Below are 17729 nucleotides of genomic sequence, written 5' to 3'. Positions count from 1 at the left end.
CAGTTGCCTCAAGACTCTCCCCGCTTCGCCGCCTCGAACGCCGCCAACGTCTCCACGCGGGCTTGTTTGTGATCGACGATCGGCAGCGGGTAGTTCAGCGTACGGCGCTGCTTTTCCGCCCAGCGGTGGGGGTAATGGATGTCATTGTCGGGCACATCCGCCAGTTCCGGCAACCATTTACGGATGAAAGTGCCTTGTGGATCAAAACGTTCACCCTGGGTGGTCGGGTTAAAGATGCGGAAATACGGCGCGGCGTCGGTGCCGGTGGAGGCCGCCCACTGCCAGCCGCCGTTATTGGCCGCCAGATCCCCGTCCAGCAGTTGCGACATGAAATAGCGCTCCCCGGCGCGCCAGTCGATCAGCAGATCCTTCACCAGAAAACTGGCGCTGATCATGCGCAGCCGGTTGTGCATCCAGCCGGTAGCGTTCAGTTGGCGCATGGCGGCATCGACGATCGGATAGCCGGTTTCGCCCCGCTGCCAGGCCTGCTGCTTCGCCGCGTCAGCGCTCCAGCGCACCTTGTCCGTCCAGGCGATAAAGGGACGATGGCGGCACAGCTCGGGATAGGCCACCAGCAGGTGGCGATAGAACTCGCGCCAAATCAGCTCGTTCAGCCAGGCGAAAGCGCCGCTCTCGCGATCTTCCAGCAGCTGCGGGCATTCGGCGCGCAGGCGGTTAAAACACTGGCGCGGCGACAGCGCGCCGATCGCCAGATAGGGCGACAGGCTGCTGGTGCCGGCGATGGCGGGCAGATCGCGCTGCCGAAGGTAATCTTGCACCTGCTCACGACAAAAGGCGCGCAGCCGCTGCAGCGCGGCCTCCTCGCCGGCGGGATAGTCATCCCCGATGTCCGCCGCGGGATAATCGAACGCCACCGGCGCCTCAGGCGCAGGCAACGCGCCATCGGCACGGATCTTCGGCGCCGGCAGGCAGCTCACGTCGGACTCAGTAAGGCGCTGAATAAAGGCGTTGCGAAACGGCGTATAAACCTTGTACATCTCGCCGCCGCCGGTTAGCACGCTGCCCGGCGGCAACAGCAGGCTGTCATCAAAACCGTGGCACGTTACCCGTCCATTCAACTGCTGCTCCAGCCGCGCATCGCGTCGCCGTTCATTCAGTTCGTACTGGCGGTTGTAAAATAACGCGTCCACCTGCTCTCGCCGGCAATACTCCGCCAGCCAGTCGATCGACGCGGCAAAGTCCGTGCCGGCATGGCAATGCAGCGCAATGCCCTTTTGCGCCAGCGCCTGCTGTACCGCCCGCAGGCTGGCGTGGATCAGCGCCGCCTGCCGCGGCGCCATCTCATGCTGCCGCCACTGCTGCGGGGTGGCGATAAACACCGCCAGCACCCGGGCTTTGGGATCGCTGCAGGCAGCGTGCAGCGCTTTGTTGTCGGTGATACGCAAATCGTTACGCAACCAGACCAGATGCGTGGTCATAAAATTCCCTTGTCAATCAATGGCCGTAACGCAAACGCAGCGCCTCCGGATAAGGTTCGAAATAGCGTTGTTCCGCCAGATAACTGTCGGGATATTCCGCCATGTAATGCTTAAGCAAGGCGATCGGCGCCAGCAGCGGCTGCATGCCCTGCCGGTAGCGGTCGATCAGGTGCGCCAGCTCCTGGCGCTGCGCCGCGCTGAGCTGGCGGCGGAAGTAACCCTGCACGTGCATCAACACGTTGGTATGGTTGCGGCGCGTCGCCTTGTGCGCCAACAACGCCATCAGGCGGCTGCGGTACTCCACGGCGAAGTCTTCCAGCGAGTCCCAGCGATGAATGTCGGCGACGAAACGCCCCAGTTCGCGGTACGCCGGCTGCGAATGCGCCAGCAGCGACAGCTTGTAGCGGCTGTGAAACGCGATCAGCCCGCCGCGGGTCAGCCCCTGACGCCACAGCATGCTCAACTCATACAGCGCGTACACTCGCTCGATAAAGTTTTCCCGCAGCGCCGCATCCTGCAAACGCCCATCCTCTTCCACCGGCAGCCACGGCATCTGGCGCAGCAGCTCGGCGGTAAACAGCCCGACGCCGTTTTTACGCGAGTCCTTGCCGTTCTCGCTGTAGACCCGCACCCGCTCCAGGCCGCAGCTCGGCGACTTGGCGCAGACGATATAGCCGCACAGGTGCTGCAACGCGGCCACGCGCTGTGCGGAGAAACTGCGCATCTCCTCGGTCAGATCCACGCCGGCGTCGTTGCTGTAGCGCATCGCCGGCCACGGCTGCGCCTGTTTCACCAGGCGCAGCGCCGGGCGCGGCGTGGGCAGGCCGATCGCCATTTCCGGGCAAACGGGCTCAAAGCGCACATAGGGCGCCAACTGTTCCACCGCGAAGGCCAGCCGCTTGTGGCCACCGTCGAAACGCACCGCGTCGCCCAGTAAACAGGCGCTGATGCCGATAGGGATCTTGTCACTCATACCGTTCTCTCGTGGTGTTGGTCGATGGGGAAAGTGTAGAAGAATGGCTTGCCAAATACGACCTTGCGCTTGACGGCAGCGGGCTTGGGGCATAAAAAAACCCCCGCCGCAGGGCGAGGGTTGTTCGTGAGTCGGCAGTGACTCAGTAGAAGTCGCAGGACGCCAGTTCCGCCTGCTGCAGCCAGACCGGCTTATCGCTGGTTTTTGACCAGACGCGGTGCAGGTAGCTGTAAAAACGCCCGCGATCGCTGCGGAACAGCATCACCGGCAGGGCCAAAATGCCCGCGATCACCACTGCGCTGCGGCGCAGGAGAATCCGATGCAGTGAATAAGCGTGATAGGTCGTAGACATGCGAACCTCCTTAAAAACGCCTGCCGTTGATTTGTCAGGGAAAACGGCGTGGGCGTATCAAATGAACAATCGGTAATTTGGTAACTGGACAAAATTTTAGCGCACTTGATGAAAGTTTACTACTCATCCGACCACTAAATCGCACAAAAAATCGCTAATCACCGCGGCGATTCGTAATTTTGTTACAGCCAAGTTAATTTTTAACTTAACATTGGTTACGTTGTGGTTATTATCCGGTTCCTGCTGCCACGCCTCTGCCCTTGCTTATTCACTCATCAGGCGCAATCTCGCCGCCAACCTGCTGGTTGAAATGCTCAATTTTCGCTGAAATTTCAGCCATTTTTATACTTTTTTTACACCCGCCCGCGCGATTTTTTCATCTTCTTTCTACCCCGCTCCCTACACTGCCTCTATCAAAAACAACACCTCTGGAGGTGTCCCGTGAGTTTCAGCGTTATTGGTGGTGCGCTGTTGGTTCTGCTGCTGTTGGCCTATCTGGTCTACGCCCTGTTTAACGCGGAGGATTTCTGATGGCGGGTTCAGCCTTTTTACTGATCGCCAGTTTCCTGCTGGTGCTTCTGCTGCTGGCACGGCCGCTGGGCGGTTTTATGGCGCGCCTGATCGAAGGTGAGCCACTGCCTACGCTGCGCGCAGTGGAAGCCGGCGTCTGGCGCGCCTGCGGCATCCGCCCCACCGAGATGAATTGGTGGCAGTACGCGCTGGCGATCCTGGCGTTTAACCTGCTCGGCCTGGCGCTGCTGTTCGCCCTGCTGATGGCGCAGGGCTCGCTGCCGCTCAACCCACAAGGCTTCCCTGGCCTCTCCTGGGATCTGGCGCTCAACACCGCCGTCAGCTTCGTCACCAACACCAACTGGCAAGCCTACAGCGGTGAAAGCGCCCTCAGCTATTTCAGCCAGATGGCCGGGCTGGCGGTGCAGAACTTCGTTTCCGCCTCCACCGGCATCGCCGTGGCCTTTGCGCTGATCCGCGCCTTTACCCGCCGCGCCGGCAAGACCGTCGGCAACGCCTGGGCCGATCTGTTCCGCATCACGCTGTATGTGCTGCTGCCGATCGCGCTGCTGATCGCCCTGTTCTTCGTCAGCCAGGGCACGCTGCAAAACTTCCTGCCTTACCTGCACGTCACCACGCTCGAAGGCGCGCAGCAGACGCTGCCGATGGGGCCGGTCGCCTCGCAGGAAGCGATCAAGATGCTCGGCACCAACGGCGGGGGGTTCTTCGGGGCCAACTCGGCGCACCCGTTCGAAAACCCGACCGTGTTGACCAACTTCGTGCAGATGCTGGCCATCTTCCTGATCCCTTGCGCGCTGTGCTTCTCTTTCGGACAACTGGCCGGTGAAAACCGTCAGGGCCACGCGCTGATCTGGGCGATGGCGCTGATCTTCGTGGTGGCGGTGGTGGTGGTGATGTACGCCGAGCTGGCGGGCAACCCGCACCTGAGCGCGCTGGGCGCCGACAGCAACATCAATATGGAAGGCAAAGAGTCGCGCTTCGGCATTCTCGCCACCAGCCTGTTCTCGGTGGTGACCACCGCCGCGTCCTGCGGGGCGGTCAACGCCATGCACGACTCCTTCACCGCGCTGGGCGGCATGGTGCCGATGTGGCTGATGCAGATCGGTGAAGTGGTGTTCGGCGGCGTCGGCTCCGGCCTGTACGGCATGCTGCTGTTCGTGCTGCTGACGGTGTTTATCGCCGGTCTGATGATCGGCCGCACCCCGGAATATCTGGGCAAGAAGATCGACGTTTACGACATGAAGATGACCGCGCTGGCGATCCTGGTCACGCCGGCGCTGGTGTTGCTGGGCAGCGCGCTGGCTATCGGCACCGACGCGGGCCGCGCCGGCATCCTCAATCCGGGCGCCCACGGCTTCAGCGAAGTGCTGTATGCCCTGTCCTCCGCCGCCAACAACAACGGCAGCGCCTTCGCCGGCTTGAGCGTCAATACGCCGTTCTACAACCTGCTGCTGGCCTTCGCCATGTTCGTCGGCCGCTTCGGGGTGATCCTGCCGGTGCTGGCGATCGCCGGTTCGCTGAGCGCCAAGCCACGCCAGCCGGCGGGCAACGGCACCCTGCCGACCTATGGGCCGCTGTTTATCGGCCTGCTGATCGGCACCGTATTGCTGGTGGGCGCGCTGACCTTCGTACCTGCGCTGGCGCTGGGCCCGGTGGCCGAGCATTTGCAACTTTGGTTGGCAAACTAACCGACGTCACAGAGAGAGAATAAGAGATGACTCGCAAACAACGCGCGCTGTTTGAACCGGCCCTGGTGCGCACCGCGCTGATCGATGCGGTGAAAAAACTGGATCCTCGCGTTCAATGGCGCAACCCGGTGATGTTCGTGGTGTATATCGGCAGCATTCTGACCACCGCCATCTGGCTGGCGATCCTCGCCGGCCAAACCGACGGCGCCGCCGCCTTTACCGGCAGCGTCTCCCTGTGGTTGTGGTTCACCGTGCTGTTCGCCAACTTCGCCGAGGCGCTGGCCGAAGGGCGCAGCAAGGCCCAGGCGGAAAGCCTGAAAGGCACCAAGAAAACCAGCTGGGCGAAAAAACTGGCCGGCCCCCGCCGCGACGGCACCACGGAGAAAGTGGCCGCCGACAGCCTGCGCAAAGGCGATATCGTGCTGGTGGAAGCCGGCGACACCATTCCGTGCGACGGCGAAGTGCTGGAGGGCGGCGCCTCGGTGGATGAAAGCGCCATCACCGGGGAATCCGCCCCGGTGATCCGCGAATCCGGCGGGGACTTCTCCTCGGTCACCGGCGGCACCCGCGTGCTGTCCGACTGGCTGGTGGTGCAGTGCAGCGTCAACCCGGGGGAAACCTTCCTCGATCGCATGATCGCCATGGTGGAAGGCGCCAAACGCCGCAAAACGCCGAACGAAATCGCGCTGACCATCCTGCTGGTGGCGCTGACCATCGTGTTCGTGTTGGCCACCGCCACCCTGTTCCCGTTCTCGCAATACAGCGTCGAGGCGGCCGGCAGCGGCAGCGTGGTCACCATCACCGTACTGGTCGCGCTGCTGGTTTGCCTGATCCCCACCACCATCGGCGGTCTGCTGTCCGCCATCGGCGTGGCCGGGATGAGCCGCATGCTCGGCGCCAACGTGATCGCCACCAGCGGCCGCGCGGTGGAAGCCGCCGGCGACGTGGACGTGCTGCTGCTGGATAAAACCGGCACCATTACGCTGGGCAACCGTCAGGCTTCGGAGTTCCTGCCGGCGCCGGGCGTGAAAGAACAAGAGCTGGCGGACGCCGCGCAGCTGGCTTCGCTGGCGGACGAAACGCCGGAAGGCCGCAGCATCGTGGTGCTGGCCAAACAGCGCTTTAACCTGCGCGAGCGCGATCTGCAGGCGCTGAACGCCACCTTCGTGCCCTTCTCCGCCCAGACCCGCATGAGCGGCGTCAACGTGCAGGAGCGCATGATCCGCAAAGGCGCGGTGGACGCCATTCGCCGTCACGTCGAAACCAATCAGGGGCACTTCCCGCGGGCGGTGGACGATCTGGTGGAAAGCGTGGCGCGCACCGGCGGCACGCCGCTGGTGGTGGCGGAAGGCGCACGGGTGCTGGGCGTGGTGGCGTTGAAGGATATCGTCAAGGGCGGCATCAAAGAGCGCTTCAATGAGCTGCGCAAGATGGGCATCAAAACGGTGATGATCACCGGCGATAACCCGCTGACCGCGGCGGCGATCGCCGCCGAAGCCGGGGTGGACGACTTCCTGTCGGAAGCCACGCCGGAAGCCAAGCTGGCGCTGATCCGCCAATATCAGGCGGAAGGCCGTCTGGTGGCGATGACCGGCGACGGCACCAACGACGCCCCGGCGCTGGCGCAGGCCGATGTGGCGGTGGCGATGAACTCCGGCACCCAGGCCGCCAAAGAGGCGGGCAACATGGTCGATCTGGATTCCAACCCGACCAAGCTGATCGAAGTGGTACATATCGGCAAACAGATGCTGATGACGCGCGGTTCGCTGACCACCTTCAGCATCGCCAACGACGTGGCCAAGTACTTCGCCATCATTCCGGCGGCGTTCGCGGCCACCTATCCGCAGCTGAACGCGCTGAACGTGATGCACCTGCACTCCCCCGCCTCCGCCATCATGTCGGCGGTGATCTTCAACGCCCTGGTGATCGTGTTTCTGATCCCGCTGGCGCTGAAAGGGGTGAGCTACAAACCGATGAGTGCCGCGGCTCTGCTGCGCCGCAACCTGTGGCTGTACGGGGTCGGCGGCCTGCTGGTGCCGTTCGTCGGCATCAAACTGATCGACCTGCTCCTGGTCGCGCTGCACGTTGCCGGTTAACCATTGAGGGAAATGAACATGACGTATTTACGACCTGCCCTGGTGATGTTGATCCTGCTGACGCTGATCACCGGCATCGCCTATCCGCTGCTGACCACCGGGCTGGCGCAGCTGCTGTTTCCGGGCGCGGCCAACGGTTCGCTGCTGTACAAGGGCGACAAAGCGGTCGGCTCCGCGCTGATCGGCCAGAACTTCACGCGCGCCGACTATTTCTGGGGCCGCCCGTCGGCGACCGGCGATTCAGCCTATAATCCACTGGCCTCCGCCGGCAGCAACCTGGCGGCCACCAACCCGGCGCTGGATAAGGCTATCGCCGAACGCGCGGCGCAGCTGCGCCAGGCCAATCCGGCCATGAGCGGCCCGATCCCGGTGGATCTGCTGACCACCTCCGGCAGCGGGCTGGATCCGCAGATCTCGATCGCCGCGGCGCGGTATCAGCTGGCGCGGGTCGCGGCGGCGCGTCATCTGCCGCCGGAGCAGATCGCTAAACTGATCGAAGACAACACCGATCGGGCCACGCCCAACTTCATGGGCGAATCGGTGGTCAACGTGCTGAAGCTGAACCTGGCGCTGGATGCGTTGAAGTAACGCGCGGTATTCAGCATAGTGATAGGGTTCGGCGTGCCGAACCCCTTTTTGCTTGGTAACACAAGGAATTGTCATGGTCGAAGAAGAACAGCAGCGTCCCGATCCCGACAGCCTGCTGGCGCTGGCCAATGAAAAACCGCGCGGCCGGTTGAAGGTATTTTTCGGCGCCTGCGCCGGCGTGGGCAAAACCTACGCCATGCTGCAGGAGGCCCAGCGCTTGCGCGCTCAGGGGCTGGACGTGCTGGTCGGCGTGGTGGAAACCCACGGCCGCAGCGAGACCGCCGCCCTGCTCGACGGCCTGGCGCTGCTGCCGCAAAAGCGCATCCAGCATCGCGGCCGACTGGTGCATGAATTCGACCTCGACGCCGCGCTGGCGCGCCATCCGGCGCTGATCCTGATGGACGAACTGGCGCACAGCAACGCCCACGGTTCGCGCCACCCCAAACGCTGGCAGGATGTGGAAGAGCTGCTGGACGCCGGCATCGACGTGCTGACTACCGTCAACGTGCAACATTTGGAAAGTCTGAACGACGTGGTGGGCGGCGTGACCGGCGTGCGGGTGCGCGAAACGGTGCCCGACCACGTGTTTGACGAGGCCAGCGAAGTGGTGCTGGTCGATCTACCGCCGGACGATCTGCGCCGACGGCTGCATGAAGGCAAAGTGTATATTCCCGGCCAGGCCGAGCGCGCCATCGAGCATTTTTTCCGTAAAGGCAACCTGATCGCCCTGCGCGAGTTGGCGCTGCGACGCACCGCCGATCGGGTCGATGACCAGATGCGCGAGTTTCGCGACACCCAGGGGCGCGAGAAAGTGTGGCATACCCGCGACAGCATTCTGCTGTGCGTCGGCCACAACAGCGGTAACGAAAAGCTGGTGCGCATCGCCGCCCGGCTGGCGGCGCGGCTCGGCTGCCACTGGCATGCGGTCTACGTGGAAACCCCCAAGCTGCACCGGCTGCCGGAAAACCAACGCCGCGCCATTCTACGCGCGCTGCGGCTGGCGCAGGAGCTGGGCGCCGAAACCGCCACCCTGGCCGATCCGTCCGAAGAGCGCGCAGTGCTGCGCTACGCCCGCGAACATAACCTCGGCAAAATCATCATCGGCCGCCGCAGCGAGCAGCGCTGGAAGCTGCGCGGCAGTTTCGCCGATCGCCTCGGCCGGCTGGGCCCGGATCTCGATCTGGTGATCGTCGCGCTGGACAGCGACGCCGCGCAGCCGCCGCCGGGCAAGGAGCACGACGGCCGCAGCTTCAATGAGAAATGGCGCATGCAGCTGCGCGGCTGCGCCGTGGCGGTGGCGCTGTGCGCGCTGATCACCCTGCTCTCGCAGTGGCTGCTGCCGGGCTTCGATCAGGCCAACCTGGTGATGGTCTACCTGCTCGGCGTGGCGATCGTCGCGCTGTTCTTCGGCCGCTGGCCATCGGTGCTGGCGGCGGTGATCAACGTCGCCAGTTTCGATCTGTTCTTCGTTCAGCCCGAATGGTCGTTCGCCGTCAGCGATATGCAGTATCTGCTGACCTTCGGCGTGATGCTCGCCGTCGGCATCATCATCGGCAACCTGACCGCCGGGGTGCGTTATCAGGCCCGGGTGGCGCGCTATCGCGAGCAGCGGGCGCGCCATCTGTACGAAATGTCACGCGGGCTGAGCCGCGCGCTGACCGTGGCCGACATCGCCAACACCAGCCGTCATTTCCTCTCCAGCAGCTTCCAGGCGAAAACCGTGCTGCTGCTGCCACAGGAAGACGGCCGGCTGCAGCAAATGATCGGCGAGGAAGGCGGGCTGCTGTCGGTAGACGAAGCCATCGCGCGCTGGAGTTTCGATAAAGGCTTGCCGGCCGGCGCTGGCACCGACACCCTGCCCGGCGTGCCTTACCAGCTGCTGCCGCTCAATACCCCCAAACAGACCTTCGGCCTGTTGGCGATCGAGCCCAACAACCTGCGCCAGCTGATGGTGCCGGAACAACAGCGGCTGCTGCAAACCTTCGCAGTGCTGATCGCCAGCGCGCTGGAACGGCTGCACCTGGCGCGCAGCGCCGAAGAAGCCAAGCTGGACGCCGAACGCGAACAGCTGCGCAACTCGCTGCTGGCGGCGCTGTCGCACGATCTGCGCACCCCACTGACCGTGTTGTTCGGCCAGGCGGAAATTCTCACGCTGGACCTGGCGGCCGAAGGTTCCAATCACGCCACCCAGGCCAGCCAGATCCGCCAGCAGGTGCTGAGCACCACCCGTCTGGTGAACAACCTGCTGGATATGGCGCGCATCCAGTCCGGCGGTTTCAGCCTGCGTAAAGAGTGGCAGTCGCTGGAAGAGATCGTCGGCGCTTCGCTGCACATGCTGGAGCCGCTGCTCAGCCAGCATCCAATCGAGGTCGATCTGCCGCCGGAACAGATCCTGGTCAACTGCGACGGCAGCCTGCTGGAACGGGTGTTCACCAACCTGTTGGAAAACGCCAATAAATACGCCGGCGCCGAGGCCACCATCGGCATTCGCGCCCGCACGCTGCCCGAGTGGCTGGAAGTCGAGGTCTGGGATAACGGCCCCGGCATCCCCGCCGATCAGCTGCAGCTGATTTTCGACAAGTTTTCACGCGGCAATAAAGAGTCGGCGATCCCCGGCGTCGGCTTGGGGTTAGCGATTTGTCGTGCCATTATTGAAGTGCATGACGGCCGCATCTGGGCGGAAAACGGCGCCAACGGCGGCGCCAGCTTCCGCTTCGTGCTGCCGCTGGAAAAACCGCCCGAGATCGACGGCGACGCCTTCGATCTGTAATCAACGCAGGGGAAACGTGAGCATAACGCCAACCAACATTCTGATTGTTGAAGATGAAAAAGAGATCCGCCGCTTCGTGCGCACCGCGCTGGAGAGCGAAGGCCTGCGGGTGTTTGAAAGTGAAACGCTGCAGCGGGGGCTGATTGAGGCCGGCACGCGCAAACCGGATCTGATCATCCTGGATTTGGGGTTGCCGGATGGCGACGGGCTGAGCTACATCCGCGATCTGCGGCAGTGGAGCGCCATTCCGGTGATCGTGCTGTCGGCGCGCAACGCCGAAGAGGACAAGATCGCCGCGCTGGACGCCGGCGCCGACGACTACCTCAGCAAGCCGTTCGGCATCGGTGAACTGCTGGCGCGGGTGCGGGTCGCGCTGCGCCGCCACTCAGCTAACCAACAGGAAAGCCCGCTGGTGAGCTTTTCGGCGATTACCGTCGATCTGGTGAATCGCCGGGTGCTGCGCAACGACGAAGATCTGCATCTGACGCCGATCGAGTTTCGCCTGTTGGCGGAGCTGCTGGCCAACGCCGGCAAGGTGATCACCCAACGCCAGCTGTTGAGCCACGTCTGGGGGCCGAACTACGTGGAGCACAGCCACTATCTGCGCATCTACATGGGCCATTTGCGGCAGAAGCTCGAAGCCGATCCGGCCCGGCCCAAACACCTGCTGACCGAAACCGGCGTCGGCTATCGCTTCATGCCTTAACCCCGGAGGGCGCGGTTTGCCGCGCCTTTACGCCGCCGGGCCCTTCTTCAATCCGACCATAAATTCCTTAAACGCCTCGCGCAGCGGAGCGAACACCGGGTGTTTGCGGTTTTCGATCATCACTTCGGAGAACAGCTTCAACCCCACGGCGAAGGCCGCGCTCTGCTCGGGGCCGAAGTTCAGATCGTCACGCGCCCGAATGCGCTCGACGATCTCGAGAATATCGTCGTGGTTGCTCACTTCAAAACTCAGCGGCGCTTTCTCGACGGGATTGCCCTGGCGATCGCTCAGGGCTTCAACGGTAATGTTAAAACGGTGGCCGGGCATCAGTTCTTCTCCTGTTGCGAAGGTTGAATCTGCATTTCGCTTTCGATCGCCGCCACGGCGGTCAGCAACGCGGCGTTGATGCGCTCCACCTGCTGCGGCGTAAGATCGGCGCGCATCACGTTGCCGCGCAGCAGGCTGCGCAGACGGTTCATGGCGTCGTAGATGCCTTCCGCCAGGTTGCCGTGCCGATGACGCTCGCGGCCGGCGCCCGCCAGACGCGCCAGAATGACCTCAACCACCTGTTGATGCTTTTGCAGCTCGCCCTCGCCCGCCGCGGTGATGCGGTAGCTTTTGCGGCCGTTGCCGGTGGTGAGCGGTTCGAGGAAGTCCTGCTCTTCCAGCAGCGTCAGCGTGGGGTAAATCACCCCCGGGCTCGGCACGTACAGGCCGGATGACGCTTCCTCGATCGCCTTGATCAATTCGTACCCGTGGCTGGGCTTGCGCGCCACCAGCGCCAGCAGCACCAGGCGCAGATCGCCGTGTTCGAACAGACGATGACGCCCGCCCCGGCCGCCGCGCCCACCCCGGCCGTGCTCTTCGCCTTCGCCGCCGAAGTGATGGCGCCCGCCGCGATGACGACGACCCTCTTCGCATTCATGGTGATGATGATGATGCCGGTGTAAACCTAATCGATGAAACATAAGGTGAGACCTCGCTTTAGTTGGGAACATCAATACGAGGTTGTTTAGATATATCTAAACAGCATCGATAGCGCTAATCTAGATCGATATATCTAAATGCGCAAGCGCGTGCCGTGAAAAAGATATATCTAAATAGCGCCCATAAAAAAAGCGCTGTAAAAACAGCGCTTTTTATCAATCAAGAAAAGTGATTACTTGGCGGAAGCCAGCACTTCGCTGACGATCTCGACCGCTTCGTGCTCAATCTTCTCGCGGTGCTCCGCCCCGAGGAAGCTCTCGCAGTAGATCTTGTAAGCCTCTTCGGTGCCGGAAGGACGAGCCGCGAACCAACCGTTGTCGGTCATCACTTTCAGGCCGCCGATCGACGCGCCGTTGCCCGGCGCTGCGGTCAAACGTGCGGTGATCGGGTCCCCGCCCAGAGTACTGGCCTTGACCATCTCCGGCGACAGCTTGGACAACGCCGCTTTCTGTGCATGGGTTGCCGGCGCCTGGATGCGGTTGTAGCTTGGCGCGCCGAAGCGCTTGGCCAGATCGTCATAGTGATGCTGCGGGTTCTCACCGGTTACCGCGGTGATTTCAGCCGCCAGCAGGCACATGATGATGCCGTCTTTGTCGGTCGACCACGGCTGGCCGTTGAAGCGCAGGAACGAGGCCCCGGCGCTCTCTTCGCCGCCAAAGCCCAGGCTGCCGTCGAACAGACCGTCCACGAACCACTTGAAGCCGACCGGCACTTCCACCAGCTTGCGGCCCAGATCGGCCACCACGCGATCGATCATCGCGCTGGACACCAGCGTTTTACCTACCGCAACATCGGCGCCCCACTGCGGGCGATGCTGGAACAGGTAGTTGATGGCTACCGCCAGATAGTGGTTCGGGTTCATCAGCCCCTTCGGCGTGACGATGCCGTGGCGGTCGTAATCCGGATCGTTGGCGAACGCTAAATCGAATTTGTCGCGCAGCGCCAGCAGGCCGGCCATCGCCGACTCCGACGAGCAGTCCATGCGGATGATGCCGTCGTGATCCAGGTGCATAAAGCGGAACGTCTGATCGATGGAATCGTTCACCAGCGTCAGATCCAGCTTGTAGTGTTCCGCCACCCGTTGCCAATAGGCGATGCCGGAACCGCCGAGCGGATCCACGCCCAGCTTCAGGCCGGCGCGTTGGATGGCCGGCATGTCGACCACCTCCACCAGCCCTTCGACGTAAGGCTGTACCAGATCTTTGGCGTGCAGGTGGCCGCTGTTCCAGGCCTTGTCCAGCGACTGACGCTGCACGCCTTTCAACTGCTGCGCCAGCAGTTCGTTGGCGCGCTTTTCGATCACTGACGTCAGGTTGGTGTCAGCCGGGCCGCCGTTCGGCGGATTGTATTTGATGCCGCCGTCTTCCGGCGGGTTGTGGGACGGCGTAATGACGATGCCGTCGGCCTGGGCACCGCCGCGGCGGTTGTGGCACAAAATGGCGTGCGATACCGCCGGCGTTGGCGTGAAGCCGTTGTTTTCCTGCACGATCACATCGACGCCGTTGGCGGTCAGCACTTCCAGCACGGAAATAAAGGCCGGCTCGGACAGCGCATGGGTGTCTTTGCCCACGTAGCACGGGCCGGTGGTGCCCTGCTGATGACGAACTTCGGCGATCGCCTGAGCGATGGCGAGGATGTGCGCTTCGTTGAAGCTGTGGCGCTGCGCGCTGCCGCGGTGGCCGGAGGTGCCAAACTTCACCGCATGTGCGGCATTGCCGGCTTCCGGTTGCAGCACATAGTACTGCGACGTCAGCTGGGCTACGTTAATCAGATCGCTTTGACGGGCGGGCTGCCCGGCACGTGGATTATTCGCCATCGACATATCTCCCTCATCCCTGTCGGTGACCGGGCAAATACGTCGCGCACGGCCATCATGACGGGCTGTTCGCTAAATTAGACGGTACCGCAAACTTTCTCGATCAGTTCCGCCGGGAACTGCATCGCCTGCATGATGTGTTCGATCATGCTGCGTTTGCGGCCGGTATTGGTATTGGTGATCACCCAGTAAGGGGTGCCCGGCACATGCTTCGGCTTGGTATGCGTGCCGTTGGCCAGCAGAGTCTGCTGATCGCCGGCGAAATAGGTGCGGGTACGGCCGGTCAACGCCTCGGTGGCGGCGGCAAAACCGGCGGCATCGAGGGTGTACAGCGTGGACAGCACCAGCATGAAACGGTTGACCGCTTTGTTCTGCTCGGCGTATTCATCCGACAGTAGCAGTTCACGCACGGCGCGTACGCGATCGCGCGGGCGCTGAACCGGCGCCGCTTTTTCCGCTTCGACGGACGGCGACGCACTGGCGGCAGGCAACGCGCGCACCGGCTGACCGGCGGTGAATTTCAACATGCGGCGTAAAATATCGGACGCGCTTTCACCGATGTGTTGCGTGTGGCTGGCAATATAACGGTAAAGCTCTTCGTCGACTTCAATAGTTTTCATCTTTATCCAATACTGTTTTTTCTACTTAGAACCTGAAGCCAGATCCTGCATTCAAGCCATGGGATTATAAGGTTAAAAGCGCTGGGGCGAACACAACAATGTGCCTCCGGACGGCAAATGCAGACTAATACCTATAGCCGGCACTGCCAAGCCCGCGCCGCGAAAATTCCGCATGATTCATCGTGCGATTCAATCATGATACCCTAATCTGAATCTCTCTCAGTATGAACTTCGCCATGAAATTACATTATCAACTGCTGGCCGCCGAGTCAGACGCGCTGCCGGTGCTGCTGATCCACGGGCTGTTCGGCAATTTGGACAACCTGGGCGTGCTGGCGCGCGATCTGCATCAGCGTCACAGCGTAATTAAGGTCGATCTGCGCAACCACGGCCTCTCCCCGCGCGCCGACGATATGAACTACCCCGCGATGGCGCAGGATCTGCTGGAGCTGCTCGACGAACTGCGGCTTGAGAAAGCGATCGTCATCGGCCATTCGATGGGCGGCAAAGCGGCGATGGCGCTGACCGCCATCGCGCCCGAGCGCGTCGCCAAGCTGATCGTCATCGACGTCGCGCCGGTGAATTACCAGACCCGACGTCACGACGAGATTTTCGCCGCCCTGAAGGCCGTCAGCGCCGCCGGCATCACCCAGCGCCAGGCCGCCGCCCAGCTGATGCGCGACTACCTGCAGGAAGAAGGCGTGATCCAGTTCCTGCTGAAATCCTTCCATAACGGCGAATGGCGCTTCAACCTGCCGGTGCTGATTGAGCGCTATGATGACATCACCGGCTGGCAGGACGTGCCGGCCTGGCCGCACCCGACCCTGTTCATTCGCGGCGGCCTGTCGCCGTACGTGCAGGACAGCTACCGTGCGGACATCGCCCGCCAGTTCCCGCAGGCCCGCGCGCACGTCGTTGCCGGCACCGGCCATTGGGTGCACGCCGAAAAACCGGAGGCGGTGCTGCGCGCCATTCACCGTTTCCTCGACGAAGCCTGAAAAACACGCTCACCTGGCGAAAAAATGCGCTAAAGATAACGGCTTAGCGCGTTTAGCCCGCAGTTAGGCATTGTCGCCGCTCCATCTGCTGGGGTAATATGGCGCGCTATAATTTTGCCGCCGCGCCAGTGCGTTCGCGAACGCCGGGTCGGGGGTGAATTTGGGTTAGGGTTTATTGGCCCGAAGTGTGTTAACCGATGCCTCCGGAAGCGTGAGAGCGCTTTTTGATGCAAACTCCCTTGCAGTACCGCTACCTATGGCAAAAGAACAAACGGATCGCACGACGCTGGATCTGTTCGCAGATGAACGCCGTCCGGGGCGCCCGAAAACCAACCCGCTTTCCCGCGATGAACAGCTTAGAATCAATAAGCGCAATCAGTTACGGCGCGATAAAGTGCGTGGATTGCGGCGCGTAGAGCTGAAAATCAACGCGGATGCGGTGGACGCCCTGAACAAACTGGCGGAACAGCGCAACATCAGCCGCAGCGAACTCATCGAGCAGATGCTGTTGGCGCAACTGGCGGAAGAACAGCCGGAACATTGATCTCTTCGGCCGCACGCGCGGCGCGGCGTTAAGGACAACGCCGGATCGACACGCTTTTCTTCATCTCCGGCATCGCATAAATGCGATAAAACCCCGGCGCCACTTTCTGGCATGATACGCATTTACCGGTAAGAGACTGCGCCTGTCGGCGCCCGCCCCCCGCGGCGAACGGCTCTTGCCATGGCATCATTTTAATCGGCGTCAGCGGCGGCAGTGCTGGCATCGAGTAATGCAATTACTTGAATTTAAAGGTTATACGCGATATGGCTACTGTAGGCATTTTCTTTTGGCAGCGACACTGGCAATACCGAAAACATTGCCAAAATGATCCAGAAAATTCTCCAGAAACAGTTTGGCGACGACGTCTCTGAAGTGCATGACATCGCTAAAAGCAGCAAAGAAGACCTGGAAGGGTTCGATATCCTGCTGCTGGGCATCCCAACCTGGTACTACGGTGAGGCGCAGTGTGACTGGGACGATTTCTTCCCGACGCTGGAAGAAGTCGATTTCAACGGCAAACTGGTGGCGCTGTTCGGCTGCGGCGACCAGGAAGACTACGCGGAATATTTCTGTGACGCGATGGGCACCATCCGCGACATCATCGAACCGCGCGGCGCGGCCATCGTGGGCCACTGGCCGACCAAAGGCTACCACTTCGAAGCCTCCAAAGGCCTGGCGGACGACAACCACTTCATCGGTCTGGCGATCGACGAAGACCGTCAGCCGGAGCTGACCAACGAGCGTGTCGACGCCTGGGTCAAACAGATCGTCGAAGAGCTGAGCCTGGCCGATATCGTCGGCTAAACGCCGGGACTGGCGAAAGGTTGAACAAAGGCCCTGTAAAGTGCATAGTGTGCCGACAGGGCCGTCATCGGCAACAGGGATTGCTGCGATAGAAGCTACAGATTTGTAACTTCCCACCCCGTCACGGTAGACTGAGATATCGGTTTATCCCATCCATCAAGGCGTTGCATGCAAAACATGCAATAGTGCAATTATATCTTTGTTAACAACCGGCGGTTTCCATTTAGTACAACCGGTTCTATAATGAGACGCATTAACTCTTTGTGCCGACCGATGCCACAGGCGAGTACGCCTCAACTTGATTAGCATAGTAACAGGACTGAATTCGCATGACCGACAACAACATCGCATTGAAGAAGGCCGGCTTAAAAGTCACGCTTCCGCGACTCAAAATCCTGGAAGTACTGCAAAATCCGGAATGCCATCACGTCAGTGCGGAAGATTTGTACAAAAAACTGATTGATATGGGCGAAGAGATCGGGCTGGCGACGGTTTATCGCGTACTGAACCAGTTTGACGATGCGGGCATTGTGACACGTCACAATTTCGAAGGCGGCAAGTCCGTGTTCGAGCTGACCCAACAGCATCACCACGATCACCTGATTTGCCTGGATTGCGGCAAAGTGATCGAATTCAGCGACGAATCCATCGAAGTGCGCCAGCGTGACATCGCCAAGCAGCACGGCATCAAGCTCACCAACCACAGTCTGTACCTGTACGGCCACTGTGAAACCGGTGACTGTCGCGAAGACGAAACGCTGCACGACAAGAAATAAGCCCTGACCGGCTATGAAAAACCGCCTCACCTTGAGGCGGT

16 protein-coding genes and 1 pseudogene are annotated in these 17729 nt (G+C 61.7%); 10 read left to right on the top strand and 7 right to left on the bottom strand.

Translation table 11 applies throughout. The annotated features are described in order from the left end of the window. Window positions 1–8 precede the first annotated feature (8 nt). From phrB to SERRSCBI_RS05865, 3 genes are all read right to left on the bottom strand, one after another. Window positions 9–1439 (bottom strand): deoxyribodipyrimidine photo-lyase, encoded by a 1431-nt coding sequence (gene phrB / locus SERRSCBI_RS05875; protein ID WP_042783858.1) that lies wholly within the window; start codon window positions 1437–1439, stop codon window positions 9–11. Window positions 1440–1455: 16 nt separating this feature from the next. Then, window positions 1456–2412 (bottom strand): DUF523 and DUF1722 domain-containing protein, encoded by a 957-nt coding sequence (locus tag SERRSCBI_RS05870; protein ID WP_042783857.1) that lies wholly within the window; start codon window positions 2410–2412, stop codon window positions 1456–1458. Between the two features lie 142 nt (window positions 2413–2554). Continuing rightward, the gene (locus tag SERRSCBI_RS05865) at window positions 2555–2764 is read right to left on the bottom strand and encodes a YbfA family protein (RefSeq protein ID WP_004939916.1); all 210 of its coding nucleotides are present in this window, start codon (window positions 2762–2764) and stop codon (window positions 2555–2557) included. 441 nt (window positions 2765–3205) lie between these two features. Here SERRSCBI_RS05865 and SERRSCBI_RS05860 point away from each other — a divergent pair, with 441 nt between their 5' ends. The 6 genes from SERRSCBI_RS05860 to kdpE all read left to right on the top strand — a co-directional run bounded on the left by SERRSCBI_RS05860 (window position 3206) and on the right by kdpE (window position 11143). Further along, window positions 3206–3295: a K(+)-transporting ATPase subunit F gene (locus tag SERRSCBI_RS05860; protein WP_016928742.1), complete on the top strand. Its 90-nt coding sequence runs from the start codon at window positions 3206–3208 to the stop codon at window positions 3293–3295. After that, complete coding sequence (gene kdpA / locus SERRSCBI_RS05855; protein ID WP_042783856.1) at window positions 3295–4983, top strand: potassium-transporting ATPase subunit KdpA; 1689 nt, start codon at window positions 3295–3297, stop codon at window positions 4981–4983. Before SERRSCBI_RS05860 ends, kdpA begins: the two co-directional genes overlap by 1 nt. A 26-nt stretch (window positions 4984–5009) precedes the next feature. Then, window positions 5010–7079: a potassium-transporting ATPase subunit KdpB gene (gene kdpB / locus SERRSCBI_RS05850; protein WP_042783855.1), complete on the top strand. Its 2070-nt coding sequence runs from the start codon at window positions 5010–5012 to the stop codon at window positions 7077–7079. A gap of 18 nt (window positions 7080–7097) precedes the next feature. Beyond that, a complete protein-coding gene (gene kdpC / locus SERRSCBI_RS05845) occupies window positions 7098–7667 on the top strand; it encodes a potassium-transporting ATPase subunit KdpC (protein ID WP_042785656.1) in 570 nt (189 codons plus the stop codon). Window positions 7668–7740: 73 nt separating this feature from the next. Beyond that, window positions 7741–10437: a two-component system sensor histidine kinase KdpD gene (gene kdpD, locus SERRSCBI_RS05840; protein WP_042783854.1), complete on the top strand. Its 2697-nt coding sequence runs from the start codon at window positions 7741–7743 to the stop codon at window positions 10435–10437. 16 nt (window positions 10438–10453) lie between these two features. Continuing rightward, window positions 10454–11143: a two-component system response regulator KdpE gene (gene kdpE / locus SERRSCBI_RS05835; RefSeq protein ID WP_016928747.1), complete on the top strand. Its 690-nt coding sequence runs from the start codon at window positions 10454–10456 to the stop codon at window positions 11141–11143. A gap of 27 nt (window positions 11144–11170) precedes the next feature. Here kdpE and SERRSCBI_RS05830 read toward each other — a convergent pair whose 3' ends face one another. From SERRSCBI_RS05830 to seqA, 4 genes are all read right to left on the bottom strand, one after another. Continuing rightward, window positions 11171–11470 (bottom strand): DUF3861 domain-containing protein, encoded by a 300-nt coding sequence (locus tag SERRSCBI_RS05830; protein WP_033642181.1) that lies wholly within the window; start codon window positions 11468–11470, stop codon window positions 11171–11173. Continuing rightward, window positions 11470–12111, bottom strand: coding sequence for a PadR family transcriptional regulator (locus SERRSCBI_RS05825; protein WP_042783853.1), 642 nt, complete (start codon window positions 12109–12111; stop codon window positions 11470–11472). Before SERRSCBI_RS05825 ends, SERRSCBI_RS05830 begins: the two co-directional genes overlap by 1 nt. Window positions 12112–12302: 191 nt before the next feature. Beyond that, on the bottom strand, window positions 12303–13946 hold the full coding sequence (pgm, locus tag SERRSCBI_RS05820; RefSeq protein WP_033638690.1) for a phosphoglucomutase (alpha-D-glucose-1,6-bisphosphate-dependent): 1644 nt from the start codon (window positions 13944–13946) through the stop codon (window positions 12303–12305). A gap of 77 nt (window positions 13947–14023) precedes the next feature. Continuing rightward, window positions 14024–14566, bottom strand: a complete 543-nt coding sequence (gene seqA, locus SERRSCBI_RS05815; protein WP_033651164.1) for a replication initiation negative regulator SeqA — start codon at window positions 14564–14566, stop codon at window positions 14024–14026. A gap of 224 nt (window positions 14567–14790) precedes the next feature. Here seqA and ybfF point away from each other — a divergent pair, with 224 nt between their 5' ends. The 4 genes and pseudogenes from ybfF to fur all read left to right on the top strand — a co-directional run bounded on the left by ybfF (window position 14791) and on the right by fur (window position 17688). Then, complete coding sequence (gene ybfF / locus SERRSCBI_RS05810) at window positions 14791–15564, top strand: esterase (RefSeq protein ID WP_084587951.1); 774 nt, start codon at window positions 14791–14793, stop codon at window positions 15562–15564. Window positions 15565–15820: 256 nt separating this feature from the next. After that, window positions 15821–16108 carry a LexA regulated protein gene (ybfE, locus tag SERRSCBI_RS05805; RefSeq protein WP_004939936.1) on the top strand — a complete coding sequence of 96 codons (288 nt, stop codon included), beginning with the start codon at window positions 15821–15823 and terminating at the stop codon, window positions 16106–16108. A 263-nt stretch (window positions 16109–16371) separates the two neighbouring features. Continuing rightward, window positions 16372–16912 (top strand): annotated as a pseudogene (gene fldA / locus SERRSCBI_RS05800) (flavodoxin FldA). 329 nt (window positions 16913–17241) lie between these two features. Continuing rightward, window positions 17242–17688 carry a ferric iron uptake transcriptional regulator gene (gene fur / locus SERRSCBI_RS05795; RefSeq protein ID WP_019454058.1) on the top strand — a complete coding sequence of 149 codons (447 nt, stop codon included), beginning with the start codon at window positions 17242–17244 and terminating at the stop codon, window positions 17686–17688. The last annotated feature ends 41 nt before the right edge of the window (window positions 17689–17729 follow it).

The sequence above is a fragment of the Serratia sp. SCBI genome, assembly GCF_000747565.1.
Lineage (GTDB): Bacteria > Pseudomonadota > Gammaproteobacteria > Enterobacterales > Enterobacteriaceae > Serratia > Serratia ureilytica.
Note: the sequence above shows the minus strand (reverse complement) of the source record. Positions and strands in the feature narration are given on the sequence as shown.